Origin of the sequence: Exiguobacterium sp. PFWT01, from assembly GCF_018255795.1 — a bacterium.
Taxonomy (GTDB): Bacteria; Bacillota; Bacilli; order Exiguobacteriales; family Exiguobacteriaceae; genus Exiguobacterium.
Map to the genome: position 1 here is coordinate 2678644 of NZ_CP073755.1, position 18449 is coordinate 2697092.

Sequence of the window (18449 nt, forward strand, 5' to 3'; positions counted from 1 at the left end):
ATTCATCAATGAGTGCGCCACACTTATACGAAGCAAGGAATTTGCGGATTGAACGTCTTGTTGTTCTCCGTCATGACCTGCTTTTTAATTTTGCCTTCTCCGAGATAGACGATGCGATCGGCAAGCGCCTCAGCATCTTCCTCATCGTGCGTCACAAAGATCGTCGTCGTGCCCGTCTGCTTCAAGAGACGACGCAAATCGTCGCGAATCCGGTGTTGAAGTGACGTATCCAAGTTACTGAACGGCTCGTCAAGAATCAAGAGCGCCGGTTTCGGTGCGAGCGCACGCGCGAGCGCGACACGCTGTTGTTGTCCCCCACTGAGTTCGTACGGGTAACGGTGACGGAATTCCGTCAAGTTAACGAGCGCGAGCATCTCTTCGACGCGCGCATTCCGCTCCTTACGGTTCAGTTTATGAAGACCGAATCGAATGTTCTTTTCAACGGTCATATGCGGGAAGAGTGCATAGTCTTGGAAGACCATTCCCACGCCACGGTCTTCTGGCGGCATGAACTGGCAATCGTCGCAACAGACACAGTCATTCACGACGACGACGCCCTGGTTCGGCATCTCGAGCCCTGCAATCAAACGGAGAATCGTACTCTTCCCCGATCCGCTGTCCCCAAGAAGCGACACGATTTCACCTTTTGTGATCGAAATCGAGAACCCTTTGATGGTCTCTTCATGCGCACCTTTATAGCTAAAATGTAAATCGTTGATTTGAACGAACATTAGTCGGCCTCCTTATCAAGCACCTTGTGGGAAACGAATATCAACAGTCCACTCATGAGGACGATGACGATGGAAGCGAGTGCCGCTTCGTGAATCTTCTCATCACTCACGTATTTGAACGCCTGTGTCGCAAGCGTCGAAAAGTTAAATGGTTGTAAAAAGAGCGTCAATGGCAACTCTTTCATAATATCAATAAAGACGAGGATAAACGCGCTCATGATGGCGCCTTTGATCATCGGGATATCGACGCGGAAGAACGTCTGGACCGTATTCCACCCAAGCATACGGGATGCTTCCGTGAATGACTTCCCGACCTTCTCAAACCCGCTCTCGATCGAGTTGTAGCCGATGGCGAGGAAGCGGATGACGTAGGCAAAGATGAGCATGATCAGAGTCGTCCGAAACACGAACGTTTGACTCAAGTCGAGCGCCCGTGCCAAATTGAGCACTTTGTCATCGAGCCACAAGAAGAGCGTGATGACCGCAATGGCGATGGCCGCTCCCGGAATCGAATACCCGAGCGTCGTCACTTTCGAAATGACACGCGTCATGTTCGACGGGAAGAGTCGTGTATAGTTCGCAATGATGAGTGCGAACAGTAAGATGATCACGGTTGCGGTAAAAGCGACTCGTACCGTATTCCAAACGAGTTGCCAAAATTCTTCCGTGAAGACCGTATCGAACGTCAGAAACGTCCATGCCGTCAACTGCGTGAACGGAATGACGAATGCGATGGAAAAGACGAGCGAAACATATGCGAATACCGCATAGCGATGCCAGCCTTGCAGCGGTCTCGGTTTGAGCGGTTTCACTTTCGTCGAAGCGTAACTGAACTGCTTCCGTCCTCGGACGAGTCGTTCCATCGTCAAGATGGCGATGACGAGAATCATGAGCGTGCCTGCAAGCTTCAGCGCCGACGACGTATCCTTCATCCCGAACCATGTGCTGAAGATGGCGGTACTGAACGTCTGGATCCCGAAGTATTTCACGACACCATAGTCGTTGAGCACTTCCATCAAGACGAGACTGACACCGCCGATGATGGCGACTCGAGAAATCGGAATGACGACGGTGAAGAAGATGTCCCACGACCCACGACCGAGAATCCGTGCGTTCTCAATCATCGAGGATGATTGGTTATGCAGAAACGCTCGTGTAATCGTATAAATGTATGGATAGAGGAACAACGTGAAAATAAACACGGTTCCTTGAATCGACATGATGTTGAAGTACGACTGATCGACGGTGATCCCGAACTGATTTCGTAGCGTCGTTTGGATCACCCCGGTGTAATTTAAAATGCCGTGATACGTATACGCCCCGATATAAGGCGGAATCGCGAGCGGCAGGATGAGTGCCCATTTAAAGAAGCGACGGAACGGGAAATCATAGACGGTCACGAACCAAGCGAGGCTCGTTCCGATCACGGTCGTCAAGACACCGGTAGCCACCATAATGAACAACGTGTTTCGCACGTAACGGGGCAACAGGTACTCCTGAATATGCTGCCAGTTCTCGTTGACCGGGGCGAACAATTCGACGAGCACGACAATTCCCGGCAAGACGATCAATAAAATCGCGAGAAAGCTAAGGATCGCCCATCCATTCAGTTGTCGTTTTACTGCGTGCCAGTTCATGTCGTACCGCTCCCGTTCTGTAAACTATCAATTCCTGTCCCATCATATCAGTTTCTGCGCATCCCGTGTAGCGCTTAGGGTGTGAAGAACGCAAAAATCTCCGGCCTGAACTCGCGTTCAAGCCGAAGTCATCTTACTTCCAACCTACTTCGTTAAAGATGCGGATTGCTTCTTGTTGGTTTTCACCAAGTGCAGAGAGGTTGATGTCTTGCTCTTTGAACTCGCCCCATGATTGAAGAAGTTCGTTCGGCTCAACCGACTCGTTGACTGGATATTCGTAGTTCACACTCGCAAACTTCTCTTGAGCTGACGGTTCTGACATGAACTCCATCAATTTTTGAGCGTTTTCTGTATTTTTCGATGCTTTCGTCATCGCGATACCAGAAATGTTCACGTGTGTGCCTGTTGTATCTTGATTTGGGAAGAAGACACCGAGTTGTTCAGCGACTTTCTTCTCTTCCTCGTCTTCAGAATTCAACATGAGCCCCATGTAGTACGTGTTCATGATGGCCACGTCCCCTTCACCGGCGACGACCGCTTTCGCTTGGTCACGGTCGTTCCCTTGTGGGTCGCGTGCCATGTTGTTCACTAAGCCCTTCGCCCACTCTTTCGCTTCATCGACCCCGTTCACTTCGATGAACGATGCGAGGAGTGAGATGTTGTACATGTTTTCAGATGGACGGACGAGTACTTTGCCGTTCCACTGTTCTTCTGTCAACGCTTCGTACGTCGACAACTCTTCTGGTTTCACGCGATCTTTTGAGTAGACGATGACACGCGCACGTTTCGTCAAACCGAACCATTCGTTGTCCGTGTCACGATATTTTTCAGGAATGTTTGACTCAAGCTCATCGCTATCGACCGCTTGAAGATGGCCTGCTTCTTTTGCCTGATACAAGTTTCCGGCATCTGCTGTGATGAAGAGGTCTGCTTCTGTATTTTCGCCTTCAGTGTTCAAACGCTCGAGAAGTTCGTCACTCTTCCCTTCCACCACGTTGACCTTGATGCCTGTTTCTTCTTCAAACTGTTTATATAATTGTTGATCGACATCGTAGTGGCGACTCGAGTAAACATTGACGACGTTCGAATCGTCTGAGCCTTCATTTGAAGTTGTCTCATCTGTGCTTGCACAAGCGGCAAGGAGCGATGTCGTTAGTGCTGCCGAAATTCCTAAAGCTGCATATTTTTTGTTCATCTGTCATTCCCCCACGTTCGGTTATTTCTCTCTGGTAATGATAATTACTCTCAGTACCTATCATCACTGATAATCATTCTCACGTCAAGACTTTTCTGCAATCGCTATCACATTACATGTGCAATTCGTGACAGTTTTGAGGACATCATTTCTTGACTTCAAAAGAATACGAACGATATAGTAATATCAAACAAACCGTCTGGTCGGTACAGAAAGAGGTGAAGATATGTCAAACCGATCGAACGTTACAAAGCAAAAGCTGTTGGATGCGGCAACCGACATCATCATGAACCACGGCGTGCACCAACTTACCTTAGATGAAGTCGCCAAGACTGCAGGTGTATCTAAAGGGGGGCTGCTTTATCATTATCCTTCAAAAGAAGCCTTGATGACGGCGATGGTCGAACGATTACAACAAGAACAAAACGAGTTATATGCTTCATTGCAACAAGAAGGTCATGGACCTGTCGAGGCATTCGTTCGTCTATTTGATGAAACGAAGTTACATCCTGAGCGTGCTGCCATCCAAATCGACGTCGAGAAGATGATTGCATTTCTCACGTTGTTCGAAGTCGACCAAGAGTACGCCAATCGTTGGAAACATGATTTAGATACGTTCTTCGCACAGTTCCAACAAACGGCCGACCCGGTGGAAACCATGATCATTCGTTATGCACTCGAAGGTATGATGATGTCCGAACACTTCGGTGTCGGTGTTCCCCCTGCCGAACTCAAACAAGCGATTATCGCACGCTTGATTGAACGAGCCCACGACATCGATCGTGAATCATAAAAACAACATAATAATAGAGGAGATTAAAAACCCATGCAGAAAATCACGTCCTTCTCCGTTAACAACAAGTTTGCGGTTTGGTTGATGACGATCATCTTGACGGCCGCCGGTCTTTTCGCCGGTCTGACGATGAAGCTCGAGACGTTACCGGACATTACGACTCCGACCGTCTCGGTCACAACCATTTATCCAGGTGCATCCCCTGAGCAAGTGCTCGAAGAAGTCAGCACTGTGTTAGAAGACCGACTTCAGAATTTGAATGGCGTAGAGCAAGTTCGTTCTTCATCGTTCCAAAACGCTTCAAACATCCAAATCGATTACGATTTCAGTACCGATATGGATGAAGCGGAGCAACAAGTCAAAGATGCGTTAAGCAACGTCGAATTGCCGGAGTCGGCACAAGACCCTCAAGTGTCGCGTCTCAGTTTCGACGCTTTCCCGGTAATCGGGGCTGCCATCTCGGATGAAAGCCTGGATTTGGCCGAATTGACAAAACTCGTCGAGGAAGAAGTACAGCCTGCTCTTGAAGGAGTGGAAGGTGCGCAAACCGTCCAAATTGCCGGGCAAGAGATTCGCCGCGTCGAGCTTCAATTCGACCAAGAAGCGCTCGCAGAATACAATTTGACAGAAGATACGGTCAAACAATTGATTCAAGCGAATGACGCTCGAATTGCGCTCGGGTTATATGAATTAGGTGATACGGAGCAAGCGGTCGTCATCGACGGCAAGTCGGAGACGCTCGAAGCGTTCCGTGACCTTCAAATTCCGTACTCACCAGCCCAGTCTACGCCGACGACACCGTCTGCCCCAACAGAATTGCCACCTGGTCAAACGCCAGACGTGCCAACCGAGGTCCCGACGGAAACACCATCGGCATTACCACCGAACGTTCCGACGACGGTCCCGACTGTCGCGTTGAGCGAACTTGCGACAATCGAGGACAAAGGAATCGAAGAATCGATTTCTCGCTCGAACGGTGAACGTTCAATCGGCGTACAAGTGACGAAGACACAAGATGCGAACACGGTCGATGTCGTCAACGCCGTCAAAGAAGTATTGAATGACTTCGAAGCTGAAAACGATACGGCGAATGTATCGATCACACTCGACCAAGGACAACCGATTGAAGAGTCGGTCGAAACCATGTTGTCTAAAGCATTACTTGGTGGGTTGTTCGCTATCCTCATCATCTTAGTGTTCTTACGTAACTTCCGATCGACGATCATCGCCGTCATCTCGATCCCGTTGTCGCTTCTCATGGCACTCATCGTCTTGAAGCAGTTGGATATCACGTTGAACATCATGACGCTCGGTGCGATGACTGTTGCGATTGGGCGCGTCGTCGATGACTCTATCGTCGTCATCGAGAACATTTACCGTCGACTCACGCGTTCGAACGAACCACTTCGCGGTAAAGAGTTGATTATCGCGGCAACAAAAGAAGTATTCATCCCGATCGCCTCGTCGACCATCGTCACGATTGCAGTATTCTTGCCGCTTGGATTTGTCACTGGTTTTGTCGGTGAACTGTTCTTGCCGTTCGCATTGACGGTCGTCTTCGCATTACTCGCTTCGTTACTCGTGGCGATCACGGTCGTACCAATGATGGCCGACTCGTTCTTTAAAAACCGCGACAAGTTGAAGCCAGAAGAAGGTCCAGGCAAGCTCGCGGAATGGTATCGTGGCGTCTTGAACTGGTCACTGAACCATAAACTCGTCGTGTTCGGTCTCGCGACTGCCCTATTGATTGGTAGCTTTGCCCTTGTCCCAGCGATTGGGGTCAACTTCTTGAATCAGGATTCGGAGAAGACGTTGTTCGTCACGTTCGACCCAGAACCTGGTCAAACACTTGAAGATTCGATTGCCGCAGCAGAAGTGGCAGAAGAATACTTCATGGAAGAACAACCGAACGCAACCGATGTTCAGTTCACGGTCGGTGGAGAGAACCCGCTGAACCCCGGAAACAACAAACAAGGAATCTTCATCGTTCAATATGATCCAGATACGGAAGACTTCGCGGATGTGAAGTTGGCTGATATCGAGAAGTTGAATGAACTCGCCTCAAATGGGGAGTGGAAAGAACAAGACTTCTCAGGTGGTGGCGCAACGAGTGGTGTCACATATAACGTCTATGCCAACTCGCTTGAAGATTTAGAAGCGATCGTGCCGACTTTCATCGAGACGATTGAAGAGGAAACGGATTATGTCCGTCAGGCTACTTCTGACTTACGCGAATCCTATGTACAATACACGTTCAACGTCGACCAACAGGCCGCTGCAGAAGCCGGGGTGTCAGCAGGTCAAATCGCGCAAGTCATCAGTCAGTTCCAGGCACCGGAAAGTCCACTTGCGAGCGTGACAGTGGATGACAAACAGTTAGACGTCGTTATCCCGAACGAGCAAGTGACGTATGACAGTGTCGATGACCTGCAAGCACAAGAAATCACGACACCGTTCGGTCCACGCCCGATTTCAGACTTCATTGAGATCGAAGAAGGCACAACACCGGACACACTCGTCGAGCGCGACGGAAAACTGCTCGCACAAGTAAGCGTTGAACTCAGCACAGATAAAGCGACAGAAGCGTCTGCTGCGATTGAAGAACGCGTTTCAGAGATTGAGCTTCCGTCTGGCGTATCGTATGATGTCGGCGGTGTAACGGAACAGATTCAAGAATCGTTCACACAGCTCGGTCTTGCGATGCTCGCCGCAATCGCCATCGTCTACTTGGTTCTCGTCATCACATTCGGAGGGGCACTCACACCATTCGTCGTGTTGTTCTCACTCCCGTATGCGATTATCGGGGGACTTGTCGCCCTCCTCATCACTGGTGAAACGATTTCGGTTTCTGCCTTGATCGGGGCACTCATGTTGATCGGGATTGTCGTCACGAACGCCATCGTCTTGATTGACCGCGTCATTCATAAAGAAGAAGCTGGTTTATCAACACGTGAAGCGTTACTTGAGGCAGCAGGCACACGCCTTCGCCCAATCTTGATGACCGCACTCGCAACAATCGGTGCACTCGCACCGCTCGCACTCGGTCTCGAGGGTGGGGCACTCATCTCGAAAGGTCTCGGCGTCACCGTGATCGGCGGACTTACAAGTTCGACGCTCCTCACGTTGCTCATCGTACCAATCGTCTATGAGTTCTTCGCACGATTCCGTAAGAAAAAACAAGCGTAATCAAAAGAGAGTCGACTCATTCGAGTCGGCTCCCTTTTTTGCGTTCAATAACACTGCATAATGATTTCGGTTTCTCCAAACCGTTTGGCACGGAGAGCATCTTCCGGAATGAGAAAATAGAGAATACCCGCATCCCCGAACATGACGTCTAACTCTTCAGACGTGTCCATTTGAAACAATAGGAAAGGATGATCGAATCGTTCCCCATATGTTTCTTGTATCTCTTCAAAAACATCACCTTGTACTTCACTCGGATGTCCACCGATTGCATGAAGTTCTTCTTGTTCGAATCGTTCGAGTAACCGATCGTACATCTCTTCGTCGAGCAGCTCATATAAACTGTATTCATTCTCTGCATAGCTTTCTTTAAAGGAAACGGCACGTTCATTTAATGCTTCTCCAACTCGCACTCGCTCAAGTTTCGATTCTTCAGTAAACAGAACACGCCAAAGATGACGTTCATCCACATCTCCCCAAGGTTGTTCTTCTAAATCATAGAAGAAAGACAACAAACCTTCTTTCGGGAGTGCATCTACGGATTCAAACTCAGCCAAATCACTTAAACGAAACTGGGCTAAAAACGTCATATTCTCCCCAGGGTGCAAGTCTGCGTGTGGTAAGTCAGGATACCCGCCAAACTTAGAATGGCCAACCGCTACTTCTTCCCTTGTTGTCCGTGGCAAAATTGTCAAATTGACCCGCTTCGTGAACGCACGTAAAATGTCTTCACCGTTTTCTAATCCATGCTCTTGAATAAATTGCTCAATCGTTTTTAGTTCCATCTCGACACCCCGCTTGTTTATGATAGATGTAGTATAGCATGCCGAACGTATGTACCCCTTGTCTTTTTTGTTGTACCCTTTTCTTGACCTCTCTCGTTGAATTTGAGAAGATTCATACGTTTTGAATGACGTGAAAGGAAGTCATGTATATGAAATTATTAAAATGGATGATTGGGTTCGCTCTTTTATTCGGATTGAGCACGCTCGGAAACTGGATTGTTGAGACGTTCTCGTGGAAAGTACCAGGCAGCGTCATCGGCATGGTGCTCTTGCTCGTCCTCTTGTTGACAAAAGTCATTCGCGTGGAATGGATTGAGGACAGTGCTGGATATTTGACGAAGCATCTCGCCTTCTTCTTCATCCCCATTGCCGTCGGCCTTATGGCGTACGGCACTTTGTTAAAAGCTGCCGGTATCCCGCTCCTTATCACGTTACTCGCCAGCATGGCGGTCGGGATGGTCGTGACGGCGTTTGTTTCCGGGAAAGAAGGTGAGACATCATGACATACGTTTGGATCGGATTGACGATTCTCGTGTATTCGCTCAGTCGTCGACTTTCCATGAAGTGGGCATCTCCGTTCACCAATGTCGTCTTCTTAAGTACAGCGATTTTGATTCTTCTGTTACTCGTGACAGGACAGTCCTATGATGCGTATAAACCGGCTACCGATATCATCACCATCTTACTCGGACCAGCGACGGTCGCCCTCGGGTTACCGCTCTATCGCAACTTACCCGTGTTACTCGCTCGGGCAAAACGGGCCCTGAGTGCCATCGTACTTGGGTCACTCTCTACGATTTTTGTGGCTGTACTTTTCGGCAAGTTATTTTCTTTCACCGAAAACGTATTGATTGCGCTATCGGTCAAATCGGCGACGTCCCCGATTGCCCTTGAATTGGCTCGACAACTAGAGGGGGATGCAACACTTGCGGCCTCGATCGCCGTTGCCTGCGGTATTTTAGGGGCGATGCTCGGACCGGTCTTATTGACGTGGATTCGTATGGACGACCCGTTCACGCGTGGACTCACACTCGGCACAATCAGTCACGGGATTGGGACCGCTCAGGCGGCAACGGAACATCCGTTGTCCGGTGCAACAGGTGGTGCCGCAATGGGATTGACCGCAATCTTCACCTCGTTTATCTTGCCACTTCTTTTTCCCATCTTATTTTAAGTTTCTCCTCTCCTTGTTCATTCACAATAGGTAATAAAACATATTATAATGAAAAGAGACGCTTGCCTTCTTTTGTGTGATCCGAGGAGGAAAAACAATGGGACGTGTACAAGATCAAGTCGCTTTGGTAACAGGTGGCGCGCGAGGAATGGGGGCATCCCATGTCAAGGCATTGGTCGATGAAGGCGCACTGGTCGTATTCACCGACATTTTGAGCAGCGAGGGCGAGGCATTGGAAAAAGAATTGCATGGAAAAGCGATTTTTATGAAGCATGACGTGACCAAACTAGAAGACTGGGAAGCGATTGTCAAAGCAACTGAAGAAACATTCGGACCAATCACTATTCTGGTGAACAATGCGGGAATTGCTGTAACCCCAACAATCGATGAACTCTCTGAAGCGGAATATCGGAAAGTAATCGACATTAACCAAGTTGGCGTCTTTCTTGGAATGAAAACGGTCATTCCTTCGATGCGAAAAGCCGGTCATGGTTCCATTATCAACATCTCTTCAATATCGGGAATTTTAGGGATGGGCGGAGCCGCCTACGTCGCTTCCAAATTTGCGGTTCGTGGTATGACAAAAGCCGTTGCTCTTGAAGTGGCGGCTGACGGCATCCGCGTCAACTCCATTCACCCAGGATTGATCGAGACACCAATGATCATGCAACCTGGCGTTGAAGAGGTAGTACAGCAAATGGCTGAAACGGTTCCTCTGAAACGAATCGGAAAACCTCAAGACGTATCCCACCTCGTTTTGTTTCTCGGTTCAAACGAATCGAGTTACTTCACCGGCGCCGAATTCGTCATCGATGGCGGGGTAATCATCCAGTAAATCAGAAGGCGACCATTCATTTGGTCGCCTTTTTTCAAACTATTTTGATACTTTATACGACTGTCCTCATGCTAAACTGAATATGTTGAGTAAAGACTTAGGGAGGTTTTTAGATGCAAGACAAATTAATTGAACGCTTAATGACTTACGCGAAGATCGATACACAGTCTGACTTCACGAGTACGACAACACCATCGACGGCCAAACAATGGGATTTGATTCGTCATTTGGAGAAAGAATTAAAAGAACTCGGACTGACAGACGTCGAGACGGATGAATACGGCTATCTATTCGCCACACTTCCAAGTAACGTCGATTATGACGTCCCGACAATCGGATTCCTCGCTCATGTGGATACAGCGACCGACTTCACAGGAACGAACGTGTCCCCTCAACTCGTCGAGCATTATGAAGGTGGCGACATCGTCTTGAACGAGTCATTGAATGTCGTCTTATCACCAAAAGACTTCCCAGAACTTGATGGGTATGTCGGGCATACGCTCATGACAACGGATGGTACGACACTCCTCGGTGCGGACGACAAGGCGGGAATCGCCGAAATCGTCACAGCGATCGAATACTTATTGGCTCACCCTGAGATTCCACACGGGCCGGTCCGCATCGCCTTCACACCGGATGAAGAAATCGGACGTGGACCACATAAATTCGATGTCGCCCGATTCAATGCGGACTTCGCTTACACGATGGACGGCGGTCCACTCGGAGAGTTGCAGTATGAGAGCTTTAACGCGGCCGGTGCGACCGTCACCTTCCACGGGACGAACGTGCACCCAGGTAGCGCCAAAAACAAGATGGTGAACTCGATGAAGCTCGCGATGGCGTTCCAAAACCGTTTGCCTGCTGATGAGGCACCGGAACGGACGAGCAACTACGAAGGATTCTTCCATTTGAACGGCTTTAATGGGGACGTCGAGAAAACGACACTTCAATACATCATCCGCGATCATGACAAACAGAAGTTCGAAGCGCGTAAAGCGTTGATGGAGAAACTTGTCCTCGAATGGAAACAAAAATACGGGGAAGAGCGGATTGAGCTCAAAATGGAAGATCAGTATTACAACATGGCCGAGAAAATCGAACCAGTGAAACACATCGTCGATACCGTCGCTGACGTCATGCGCGACCTTGGCATCGAACCGAAGATTGAACCAATTCGTGGTGGGACAGACGGATCGCAACTTTCGTACATGGGCCTTCCGACGCCGAACATCTTCACAGGTGGCGAAAACTATCACGGGAAGTTTGAATACATCTCTGTGAACAACATGGAAAAAGCAACAACGGTTATCATCGAAACACTTCGCACATTCGCGAAGCGCGCACAAGCATAACACATGCGCCTCCAATCGTTCTCTTTTACACTAGAGACATTGGAGGCGATTTTTGATGAAACATACATTTAGCATGAACCTCGGCTGGGATGGCGGACGAAATGACGTCGGCACCCTCGAGGCCGAGCGATTAAAGACACAGATTTCAATTCCGCCAGAGATGGACGGTCCTGGAGTTGGCACGAATCCGGATGAGATGTTACTCGGGGCAGCGGCAACGTGTTATATCATCACCCTCGCAGCCGTACTCGGGCGAAGTGATTTGACTCACCGTGGCATCACGATTGATGCAGAGGGCATCGTCGATGTGACAAACGGCATCTTCACTTACGAGACAATTCGCTATGCGACAACGATTCATGTACCTACAGAGATGACCGACCGAGACATCACGCTTGTCGAGCGCATCGCGAAAAAAGCGAAAGATCAATGTATGATTTCACGCGCACTCGCAGGAAATGTAGCATTTGAGTTGAATACCGTCATTTCACGTAAAAGTAGCAATGATTTTATTTGAAGAACCTTTGAAAAAAGCGATAATTGTAAACAGACGTAATCGCTTTGTCATGGACGTACTCGTTGATGACTTGCTCGCGCCTTGCCATTGTCCTGTAACAGGAAGGATTGGAGATATTATATTTGAAAACACCCCCTGCCTCGTCTCAGAAACCTATGACTCGAATCGTAAAACTCGCTTTACAGTCGAAGCCATTTCAGTCGATGGTGAACAATGGATTGGAATCAATCAAGGTCGTGTCAACGACTATGTTGAAGCTTTCTTACTCGAGAACCAGCTTGATGCTTTCTCAACCCCGAGGGGAATCAAACGTGAAATAGTAACTGACGGTGCACGGATCGATTTTCAGATTGATGGAATCTTCATGGAAGTGAAGGCTCCGCTCAGCGAACTACTCACTATTCCTCTCCCACACTTTAAACGTAGACGATTGAAACGACCCATCGAAACAGAACGTTTGATTCGTCATCTCTACGCTCTGATTTCCACTCTACCCCAAACCGGAAGAGCAGTCCTCTTATATGTTTTTTTATATGACGCACCAATTTATACCGGTAATCCCAACCGAAAACAAGACCATCTAATTCGTCAATTGATTAACGATGCGATACCTTCCGGATTAGAAATATGGCAACTGAACTGCACTATTTCCCCTGAAGGAATTCGTTTACTTCGTTGCTTTGACACAACGTCTCACTTCAAGTAACCAAATGTATTAAGTGAGACGTTATGTTTTTACTAAACATATGATATGTTGGGAATTACCGAATAGAGTCATTTTTCACTTCCACGCTTTACGCGACTGCGCGTTTTTCAAAAACGTGATACAATACACGTCGTAAACTAATCAGAAAAACGAGGGATACCATACATGATTACAGTAAATAACGTCAGCCTACAATTTGGCGGTCGCAAGTTGTTTGAAGAGGTGAACATCAAGTTCACGCCAGGCAACTGTTACGGATTGATCGGTGCGAACGGTGCCGGTAAATCGACATTCTTAAAGATTTTATCAGGTGAGCAAGATACGACGACAGGTGATGTCAGCATCACACCAGGCGAACGTCTCGCTGTCCTCAAGCAGGACCACTACGCGTATGAAGACAGTGCGGTTCTAGAGACCGTCATCATGGGTCACGAGCGTCTCTACAAAGTAATGAAGGAAAAAGACGCCATCTATATGAAAGAAGACTTCTCAGATGAAGACGGGATGCGCGCAGCTGAACTCGAAGGAGAATTCGCTGAGTTGAACGGTTGGGAAGCCGAGTCAGAAGCATCGATGGTCCTTCAAGGTCTCGGGATCTCTGAAGCGCTTCACCAGAAACAAATGAGTGAACTCACAGGTGGGGAGAAAGTCAAAGTCCTTCTTGCCCAAGCGCTCTTCGGTAAGCCAGACATCTTGCTTTTGGACGAGCCGACCAACGGACTTGACCTAAAGGCGATTCAATGGTTAGAAGAATTCTTGATCAACTTTGAAAACACAGTCATCGTCGTTTCCCACGACCGTCACTTCTTGAACAAAGTCTGTACGCACATGGCTGACCTCGACTTTGGAAAAATCCAATTGTATGTCGGGAACTACGACTTCTGGTATGAATCTAGCCAACTCGCTACACGTATGGCGGCAGACCAGAACAAGAAGAAAGAAGAGAAAATCAAAGAACTTCAAAACTTCATCGCACGTTTCAGCTCGAACGCATCGAAAGCACGTCAAGCGACGTCGCGTAAGAAGTTGCTCGATAAGATCACACTTGATGACATCCGTCCGTCGTCACGTCGTTATCCGTTCGTCGGATTCACGATGGAGCGCGAGATCGGAAACGATGTTCTCTATGTCGATAACGTATCGAAGACAATCGATGGTGTAAAAGTACTCGACAACGTCACGTTCTCACTCAACAAGACGGACAAAGTCGCATTCGTCGGTCGTTCGGACGTTGCCATCACGACACTCTTCAAAATTCTCATGGGTGAGATGGAGCCAGACACAGGATCAGTCAAATGGGGCGTCACGACAACTCAGTCATACTTCCCGAAAGACAATTCGGAGTACTTCGAAGGCTCAGAAAAGAGCATCCTCGACTGGTTGCGCCAGTTCTCACCTGCCGATGAGTCAGACACGTTCCTTCGTGGATTCCTTGGCCGCATGCTCTTCTCAGGTGAAGAAGTCATGAAGAAGGCGTCTGTCCTCTCAGGGGGAGAAAAAGTACGTTGCATGCTCTCGAAGATGATGCTCTCGAACTCGAACGTGCTCGTCCTCGACGATCCGACGAACCACTTGGACCTCGAATCGATCACAGCACTCAACAACGGTCTCGAGTCATTCAAAGGTGTGCTCCTCTTCAGCTCACATGACCATCAGCTCATCTCGACGATTGCGACACGCATCATCGAAGTGACACCGAATGGCATCGTGGATAAAGAAGCAACGTACGATGAATATTTGGAGAACGAAGCGCTTCAACAACAAGTTGAATCTCTCTATCAAAATGCATAATAAAAATGATCGGCTCGCGTGAGCCGATCATTTTTATTTTACGTCTACCGTCTCCATCACGTGCTCATGAATATCATGACCTTTCGTGACATGGACTTGAACGTTGTATGCGCCTGATTCAGCAAAGGTGTGTACACCTTTATACATCCCAGCATCTGCTTCCTCTAACTTCACCCACTCATGCTTCTCTGCCCCGTCTTGGAAGATTTCGAGTTGTACTTCCGCCCCAGCGAGCATCTCGTCTTCAATCATGACGTGTACCATGAATGGTTGTTCTCCCCCTGCTGTCGCCTCTTTCGGGTCAAGCGTGATATCCGCTCCAGCGTGGTGATGATGCTCACTCTCTTCTTCTGCTTCAGCAGCCGTTTCTGGATGTCCAACCGTCACGTTTGTCGTCGGCATGGTGTGCATCGAACGCGCTGTCACGTGAACCTGGACCGTATAGACCGCTTCTTCCGCGAACGTCGTCTCCGCTTCATAGACACCGTCTTTCGTGAGTGACGCCTTGATCATCTCACTTTCTTCCTTCGCATCGTTCTTCCATACTTCGAACTTGATTTCATCCGCATCGTCTACAGGTTGACCATCTTGCGTGACTGTTACAGATAACGGTACCGCTTCTCCTTTTTCTGCCGTCGCAGCAACCGTCAACTCTGCCTCGACCGGTTCCATTGACTGTGGAACAGCCGCGCTCTCCGCTTCTTTCTCCGTACCACACGCACCGAGTACGAACAACCCGATAAGCCCAAACACGACCCCAAACCGTGTCATCATCTTTTTCATCATAAGTCCTCCTTATAAATCGCTTACATCTTTCACACATTGTTCATGATACCATCTCTTTCCAAAAAGAGTGTGAGCATTCTGTGATATATCCCACGATACATTCTCACAAATTTCACACATATAGTTGAATCAAAATTTATTGAGTACATTTCCGAATTTTAGTCCATCATTTCTAAAAAGGGGTATATAAAATATATCAAGGTCAATCATTTGGAAAGTCTTAACATCAAGAGAGTTACATCATGAATGGAGGCGAATTCAGATGAAACGTAAGGTCATTCGTGGGGCGATGGCACTGTTCATCTTATTGGCGATGGTGATCACACAATCGATTTCCGTCAGTGCCGCCGCGTCAAAATTTGTCACGAGCGTGAACACGACGAGTAAGGTCGTCGCATTGACGTTCGATGACGGGGCAGACGGGGCGAACACGAACAAGATTTTAGACATTTTAGCAAAAAACAATGTCAAAGCCACTTTCTTTTTAACGGGGTCGGGCGCAAATAACCATCCACAGTACGTTAAAAATATCGCCGCAAAAGGACATCAACTCGGAAATCACTCGTATACACACCCTGACTTCACCAAACTGACTGCCACGCAGATGAAATCCGAACTCGACCGCACGGAAGCTTTGATTAAATCGTTGACCGGAAAAACGACAAAACCGATTTTCAGAGCCCCTTTTGGTGCAGTGAATAGTACCGTATTGAGCGGTGTCGGGGCTGCAGGATACGGATACACGATTCAATGGAACATTGATACGGTTGACTGGAAAGGGTTGACCGCGAGCCAAATCAACACGAAAGTTCAGACTAACATCAAACCGGGTTCAATCGTCTTGATGCATACCGGAGCCGGGGCCCCGGGTACACCGCTCGCACTCCCAACGATGATTTCACAACTCAAAGCAAAAGGGTACAAATTTGTCACGGTCTCACAATTACTTGCATATCAAAACACATCGACGAACAAAACGTATACCGTGAAGTCAGGTGATACGTTGTACAGTATCGCACGGACATACGGAGTCACCGTCTCGGCGCTTGCTGCCGCCAACAACATTACGAACTACAGCTTGATTTATGTAGGACAAGTGCTCATCATTCCAACTACGACCGTTACACCACCTACGACGACTGTGAAATATACGGTGAAATCGGGCGACACACTCTACAAGATTGCAACGATGTACAATACGACCGTCGCAAAAATCGCAGCCGCCAATAACATCACAAACGTCAACTCCATCTATGTCGGACAAGTGCTCGTCATCCCAGGTACGACGATCACACCACCGACAACTACGGTAAAATACACGGTCAAATCAGGGGACACGCTGTACAAGATTGCGACGATGTATAACACAACTGTTGCGAAAATCGCGGCCGCCAACAATATCACGAACGTCAGCTTAATCAGTGTCGGGCAAGTGCTTACAATCCCACGCTAACCAAAAAAAAGTGTCCTCCATTTTTCCGGGGACACTTTTTATGTGCCAAGACACTCGTCGACCATCGCGACCGCGACATGCGCATCGTCAACGCCATGGACGAGAACCCTTCCGTCTTTGAACAAGAGCATCCGATGATTCCGCCATCGCCATTCTAACGTGAACGGGGTCTGCTTCACGGTGATGTCCGCCCGCTCGAGTTGATGCGCAATCGGGTCAAGCCCTTCGATAGAGCGACGGACTTGGACGACATCGCGACCACATAGGAGCGCTGTCTGCTGTCGACTTGAAACAAGACTCGGGTAGTCATGGGTCTGACAAGACGGGCAAGACACGTCGACGAGCCGTGCGACATCGAGCCGCTGTGACTGATTCTCCCACATGTCTTCAATCAACAGTCGACGTTCCATTTGTTCATGACGCCCGGTCAAATATTTCAACGCCTCGACGGCTTGACGGCTCGCCACATGTTGCACGATGGGAGCCACCACCCCCGCTGTCGCGCACGTCTGTCCGGCTAACGGCAAATGACGCATGAGACAACGAAGACACGGCGCTTCTTCCGGCATCACCGTGTAGTTCATGCCGTATGCCCCGACACAAGAGGCAAACAAGAACGGAATGCCGCGCTCGAGTGCGAAATCGTTCAATAGAAGACGTGTCTCGACGTTATCGGTCGCGTCCAAGACGAGATCAACGGGCGGCAAAGGCCGAAGCCAATCCCACGATACGTCGGCGATCTGCGCGTCCAACTCAACGTCTGAGTTGATGGTCCGCAGGCGTTCGAGCGCCGCGACCGCTTTCGGCGTCTCGGCACGTGCGTCCTGTTCCGTATAGAGCGTCTGTCGTTGTAAGTTCGTCACCTCTACATAGTCGCGGTCGACGAGGATAAGTGAGACGCCGGCCCGAACAAGTTGATCGCTCACGGCCGCTCCGAGCGCACCGAGACCGACGACGAGCACTCGTTTCACCATCAGACGTTCTTGCCCGTCCCCACCGATACCGTGGAACCGGGCCTGCCGCGCGTAACGTTCCGGAACATGTGTCATCGGACGTAGTCCCCTGACTTCCCGCCTTGTTTCTCAAGCAAGTATGTCGGCCCGATGACGATGCCTTTATCGACCGCTTTCGTCATATCGTATACGGTCAACGCTGCGACCGATGCGGCCGTCAACGCTTCCATCTCAACACCGGTATCACCTTTCGTCTTCACGAACGACTCGATGATGAGCTGTGTCTCGTCCCATTCGAATGTTAAATCGACTTTTTTCAAGGCGAGCGGGTGACACATCGGGATGATGCGGCTCGTCTCTTTGGCGGCCATAATCCCGGCCACTTGGGCGACAGCAAGCACGTCGCCTTTCGCAAGGTCACCATCCGTGATGAGCTGTTTCAGTTCACTGCTCAATTCAACTGATGTGCGGGCCCGAGCTGTCCGTGTCGTTTCCGGTTTATCCGAGACATCGACCATCCGCGCCCGCCCTTGGTCGTTCATGTGTGTCAGTTCCATC

17 protein-coding genes are annotated in these 18449 nt (G+C 49.0%); 10 read left to right on the plus strand and 7 right to left on the minus strand.

Annotated elements, in window-relative coordinates:
• Positions 1 to 23: 23 nt before the first annotated feature.
• From KD909_RS13930 to KD909_RS13940, 3 genes are all read right to left on the minus strand, one after another.
• Positions 24 to 731: an ABC transporter ATP-binding protein gene (locus tag KD909_RS13930; protein WP_031424334.1), complete on the minus strand. Its 708-nt coding sequence runs from the start codon at positions 729 to 731 to the stop codon at positions 24 to 26.
• The gene (locus tag KD909_RS13935; RefSeq protein ID WP_211781918.1) at positions 731 to 2368 is read right to left on the minus strand and encodes an ABC transporter permease; all 1638 of its coding nucleotides are present in this window, start codon (positions 2366 to 2368) and stop codon (positions 731 to 733) included. Before KD909_RS13935 ends, KD909_RS13930 begins: the two co-directional genes overlap by 1 nt.
• A 133-nt stretch (positions 2369 to 2501) precedes the next feature.
• Entirely contained in the window at positions 2502 to 3563 is a 1062-nt protein-coding gene (locus tag KD909_RS13940; protein ID WP_211781919.1) for a Fe(3+) ABC transporter substrate-binding protein, read from the minus strand.
• 226 nt (positions 3564 to 3789) lie between these two features.
• Between KD909_RS13940 and KD909_RS13945 the strand changes: the two genes are divergently transcribed.
• Entirely contained in the window at positions 3790 to 4356 is a 567-nt protein-coding gene (locus KD909_RS13945) for a TetR/AcrR family transcriptional regulator (RefSeq protein WP_211781920.1), read from the plus strand.
• Positions 4357 to 4389: 33 nt separating this feature from the next.
• The gene (locus tag KD909_RS13950; RefSeq protein WP_211781921.1) at positions 4390 to 7542 is read left to right on the plus strand and encodes an efflux RND transporter permease subunit; all 3153 of its coding nucleotides are present in this window, start codon (positions 4390 to 4392) and stop codon (positions 7540 to 7542) included.
• Positions 7543 to 7586: 44 nt separating this feature from the next.
• Here KD909_RS13950 and KD909_RS13955 read toward each other — a convergent pair whose 3' ends face one another.
• Positions 7587 to 8324 (minus strand): YwqG family protein, encoded by a 738-nt coding sequence (locus KD909_RS13955; protein ID WP_211781922.1) that lies wholly within the window; start codon positions 8322 to 8324, stop codon positions 7587 to 7589.
• A gap of 149 nt (positions 8325 to 8473) precedes the next feature.
• On the opposite strand from KD909_RS13955, the gene KD909_RS13960 reads away from it, so the two are divergent.
• The 7 genes from KD909_RS13960 (at position 8474) to KD909_RS13990 (ending at position 14699) form a co-directional block, all read left to right on the plus strand.
• Entirely contained in the window at positions 8474 to 8827 is a 354-nt protein-coding gene (locus KD909_RS13960; RefSeq protein ID WP_211781923.1) for a CidA/LrgA family protein, read from the plus strand.
• Entirely contained in the window at positions 8824 to 9498 is a 675-nt protein-coding gene (locus KD909_RS13965; RefSeq protein WP_211781924.1) for an LrgB family protein, read from the plus strand. Before KD909_RS13960 ends, KD909_RS13965 begins: the two co-directional genes overlap by 4 nt.
• A gap of 97 nt (positions 9499 to 9595) precedes the next feature.
• On the plus strand, positions 9596 to 10333 hold the full coding sequence (locus tag KD909_RS13970; RefSeq protein ID WP_159563295.1) for a glucose 1-dehydrogenase: 738 nt from the start codon (positions 9596 to 9598) through the stop codon (positions 10331 to 10333).
• A gap of 113 nt (positions 10334 to 10446) precedes the next feature.
• Positions 10447 to 11685 carry a peptidase T gene (gene pepT / locus KD909_RS13975; RefSeq protein ID WP_211781925.1) on the plus strand — a complete coding sequence of 413 codons (1239 nt, stop codon included), beginning with the start codon at positions 10447 to 10449 and terminating at the stop codon, positions 11683 to 11685.
• Between the two features lie 52 nt (positions 11686 to 11737).
• On the plus strand, positions 11738 to 12202 hold the full coding sequence (locus KD909_RS13980; protein ID WP_047795811.1) for an SACOL1771 family peroxiredoxin: 465 nt from the start codon (positions 11738 to 11740) through the stop codon (positions 12200 to 12202).
• Positions 12189 to 12908, plus strand: a complete 720-nt coding sequence (locus tag KD909_RS13985) for a DNA/RNA nuclease SfsA (RefSeq protein WP_211781926.1) — start codon at positions 12189 to 12191, stop codon at positions 12906 to 12908. Before KD909_RS13980 ends, KD909_RS13985 begins: the two co-directional genes overlap by 14 nt.
• Positions 12909 to 13073: 165 nt before the next feature.
• Positions 13074 to 14699 carry an ABC-F family ATP-binding cassette domain-containing protein gene (locus KD909_RS13990; RefSeq protein ID WP_015880408.1) on the plus strand — a complete coding sequence of 542 codons (1626 nt, stop codon included), beginning with the start codon at positions 13074 to 13076 and terminating at the stop codon, positions 14697 to 14699.
• Between the two features lie 33 nt (positions 14700 to 14732).
• Here the strand turns inward: KD909_RS13990 and KD909_RS13995 are convergent, their stop codons facing one another.
• Complete coding sequence (locus tag KD909_RS13995) at positions 14733 to 15482, minus strand: FixH family protein (RefSeq protein ID WP_211781927.1); 750 nt, start codon at positions 15480 to 15482, stop codon at positions 14733 to 14735.
• Between the two features lie 265 nt (positions 15483 to 15747).
• Between KD909_RS13995 and KD909_RS14000 the strand changes: the two genes are divergently transcribed.
• Positions 15748 to 16938, plus strand: coding sequence for a LysM peptidoglycan-binding domain-containing protein (locus KD909_RS14000; RefSeq protein WP_211781928.1), 1191 nt, complete (start codon positions 15748 to 15750; stop codon positions 16936 to 16938).
• A gap of 38 nt (positions 16939 to 16976) precedes the next feature.
• Here the strand turns inward: KD909_RS14000 and KD909_RS14005 are convergent, their stop codons facing one another.
• On the minus strand, positions 16977 to 17987 hold the full coding sequence (locus KD909_RS14005; RefSeq protein WP_211781929.1) for a ThiF family adenylyltransferase: 1011 nt from the start codon (positions 17985 to 17987) through the stop codon (positions 16977 to 16979).
• Positions 17984 to 18448 (minus strand): cyclic pyranopterin monophosphate synthase MoaC, encoded by a 465-nt coding sequence (moaC, locus tag KD909_RS14010; protein WP_015880401.1) that lies wholly within the window; start codon positions 18446 to 18448, stop codon positions 17984 to 17986. Before moaC ends, KD909_RS14005 begins: the two co-directional genes overlap by 4 nt.
• Position 18449: the final 1 nt, after the last annotated feature.

Excerpts from the sequence above, each read along its gene's own strand:
- moaC (WP_015880401.1), bottom strand. The coding sequence starts at position 18,448 with ATGGAACTGACACACATGAACGACCAAGGGCGGGCGCGGATGGTCGAT.
- KD909_RS13955 (WP_211781922.1), bottom strand. The coding sequence starts at position 8,324 with ATGGAACTAAAAACGATTGAGCAATTTATTCAAGAGCATGGATTAGAA.
- KD909_RS13940 (WP_211781919.1), bottom strand. The coding sequence starts at position 3,563 with ATGAACAAAAAATATGCAGCTTTAGGAATTTCGGCAGCACTAACGACA.
- KD909_RS13985 (WP_211781926.1), top strand. The coding sequence starts at position 12,189 with ATGATTTTATTTGAAGAACCTTTGAAAAAAGCGATAATTGTAAACAGA.
- KD909_RS13970 (WP_159563295.1), top strand. The coding sequence starts at position 9,596 with ATGGGACGTGTACAAGATCAAGTCGCTTTGGTAACAGGTGGCGCGCGA.
- KD909_RS14005 (WP_211781929.1), bottom strand. The coding sequence starts at position 17,987 with ATGACACATGTTCCGGAACGTTACGCGCGGCAGGCCCGGTTCCACGGT.
- KD909_RS13990 (WP_015880408.1), top strand. The coding sequence starts at position 13,074 with ATGATTACAGTAAATAACGTCAGCCTACAATTTGGCGGTCGCAAGTTG.
- KD909_RS13995 (WP_211781927.1), bottom strand. The coding sequence starts at position 15,482 with ATGAAAAAGATGATGACACGGTTTGGGGTCGTGTTTGGGCTTATCGGG.
- KD909_RS13950 (WP_211781921.1), top strand. The coding sequence starts at position 4,390 with ATGCAGAAAATCACGTCCTTCTCCGTTAACAACAAGTTTGCGGTTTGG.
- KD909_RS13935 (WP_211781918.1), bottom strand. The coding sequence starts at position 2,368 with ATGAACTGGCACGCAGTAAAACGACAACTGAATGGATGGGCGATCCTT.
- pepT (WP_211781925.1), top strand. The coding sequence starts at position 10,447 with ATGCAAGACAAATTAATTGAACGCTTAATGACTTACGCGAAGATCGAT.
- KD909_RS14000 (WP_211781928.1), top strand. The coding sequence starts at position 15,748 with ATGAAACGTAAGGTCATTCGTGGGGCGATGGCACTGTTCATCTTATTG.
- KD909_RS13965 (WP_211781924.1), top strand. The coding sequence starts at position 8,824 with ATGACATACGTTTGGATCGGATTGACGATTCTCGTGTATTCGCTCAGT.
- KD909_RS13930 (WP_031424334.1), bottom strand. The coding sequence starts at position 731 with ATGTTCGTTCAAATCAACGATTTACATTTTAGCTATAAAGGTGCGCAT.
- KD909_RS13960 (WP_211781923.1), top strand. The coding sequence starts at position 8,474 with ATGAAATTATTAAAATGGATGATTGGGTTCGCTCTTTTATTCGGATTG.
- KD909_RS13945 (WP_211781920.1), top strand. The coding sequence starts at position 3,790 with ATGTCAAACCGATCGAACGTTACAAAGCAAAAGCTGTTGGATGCGGCA.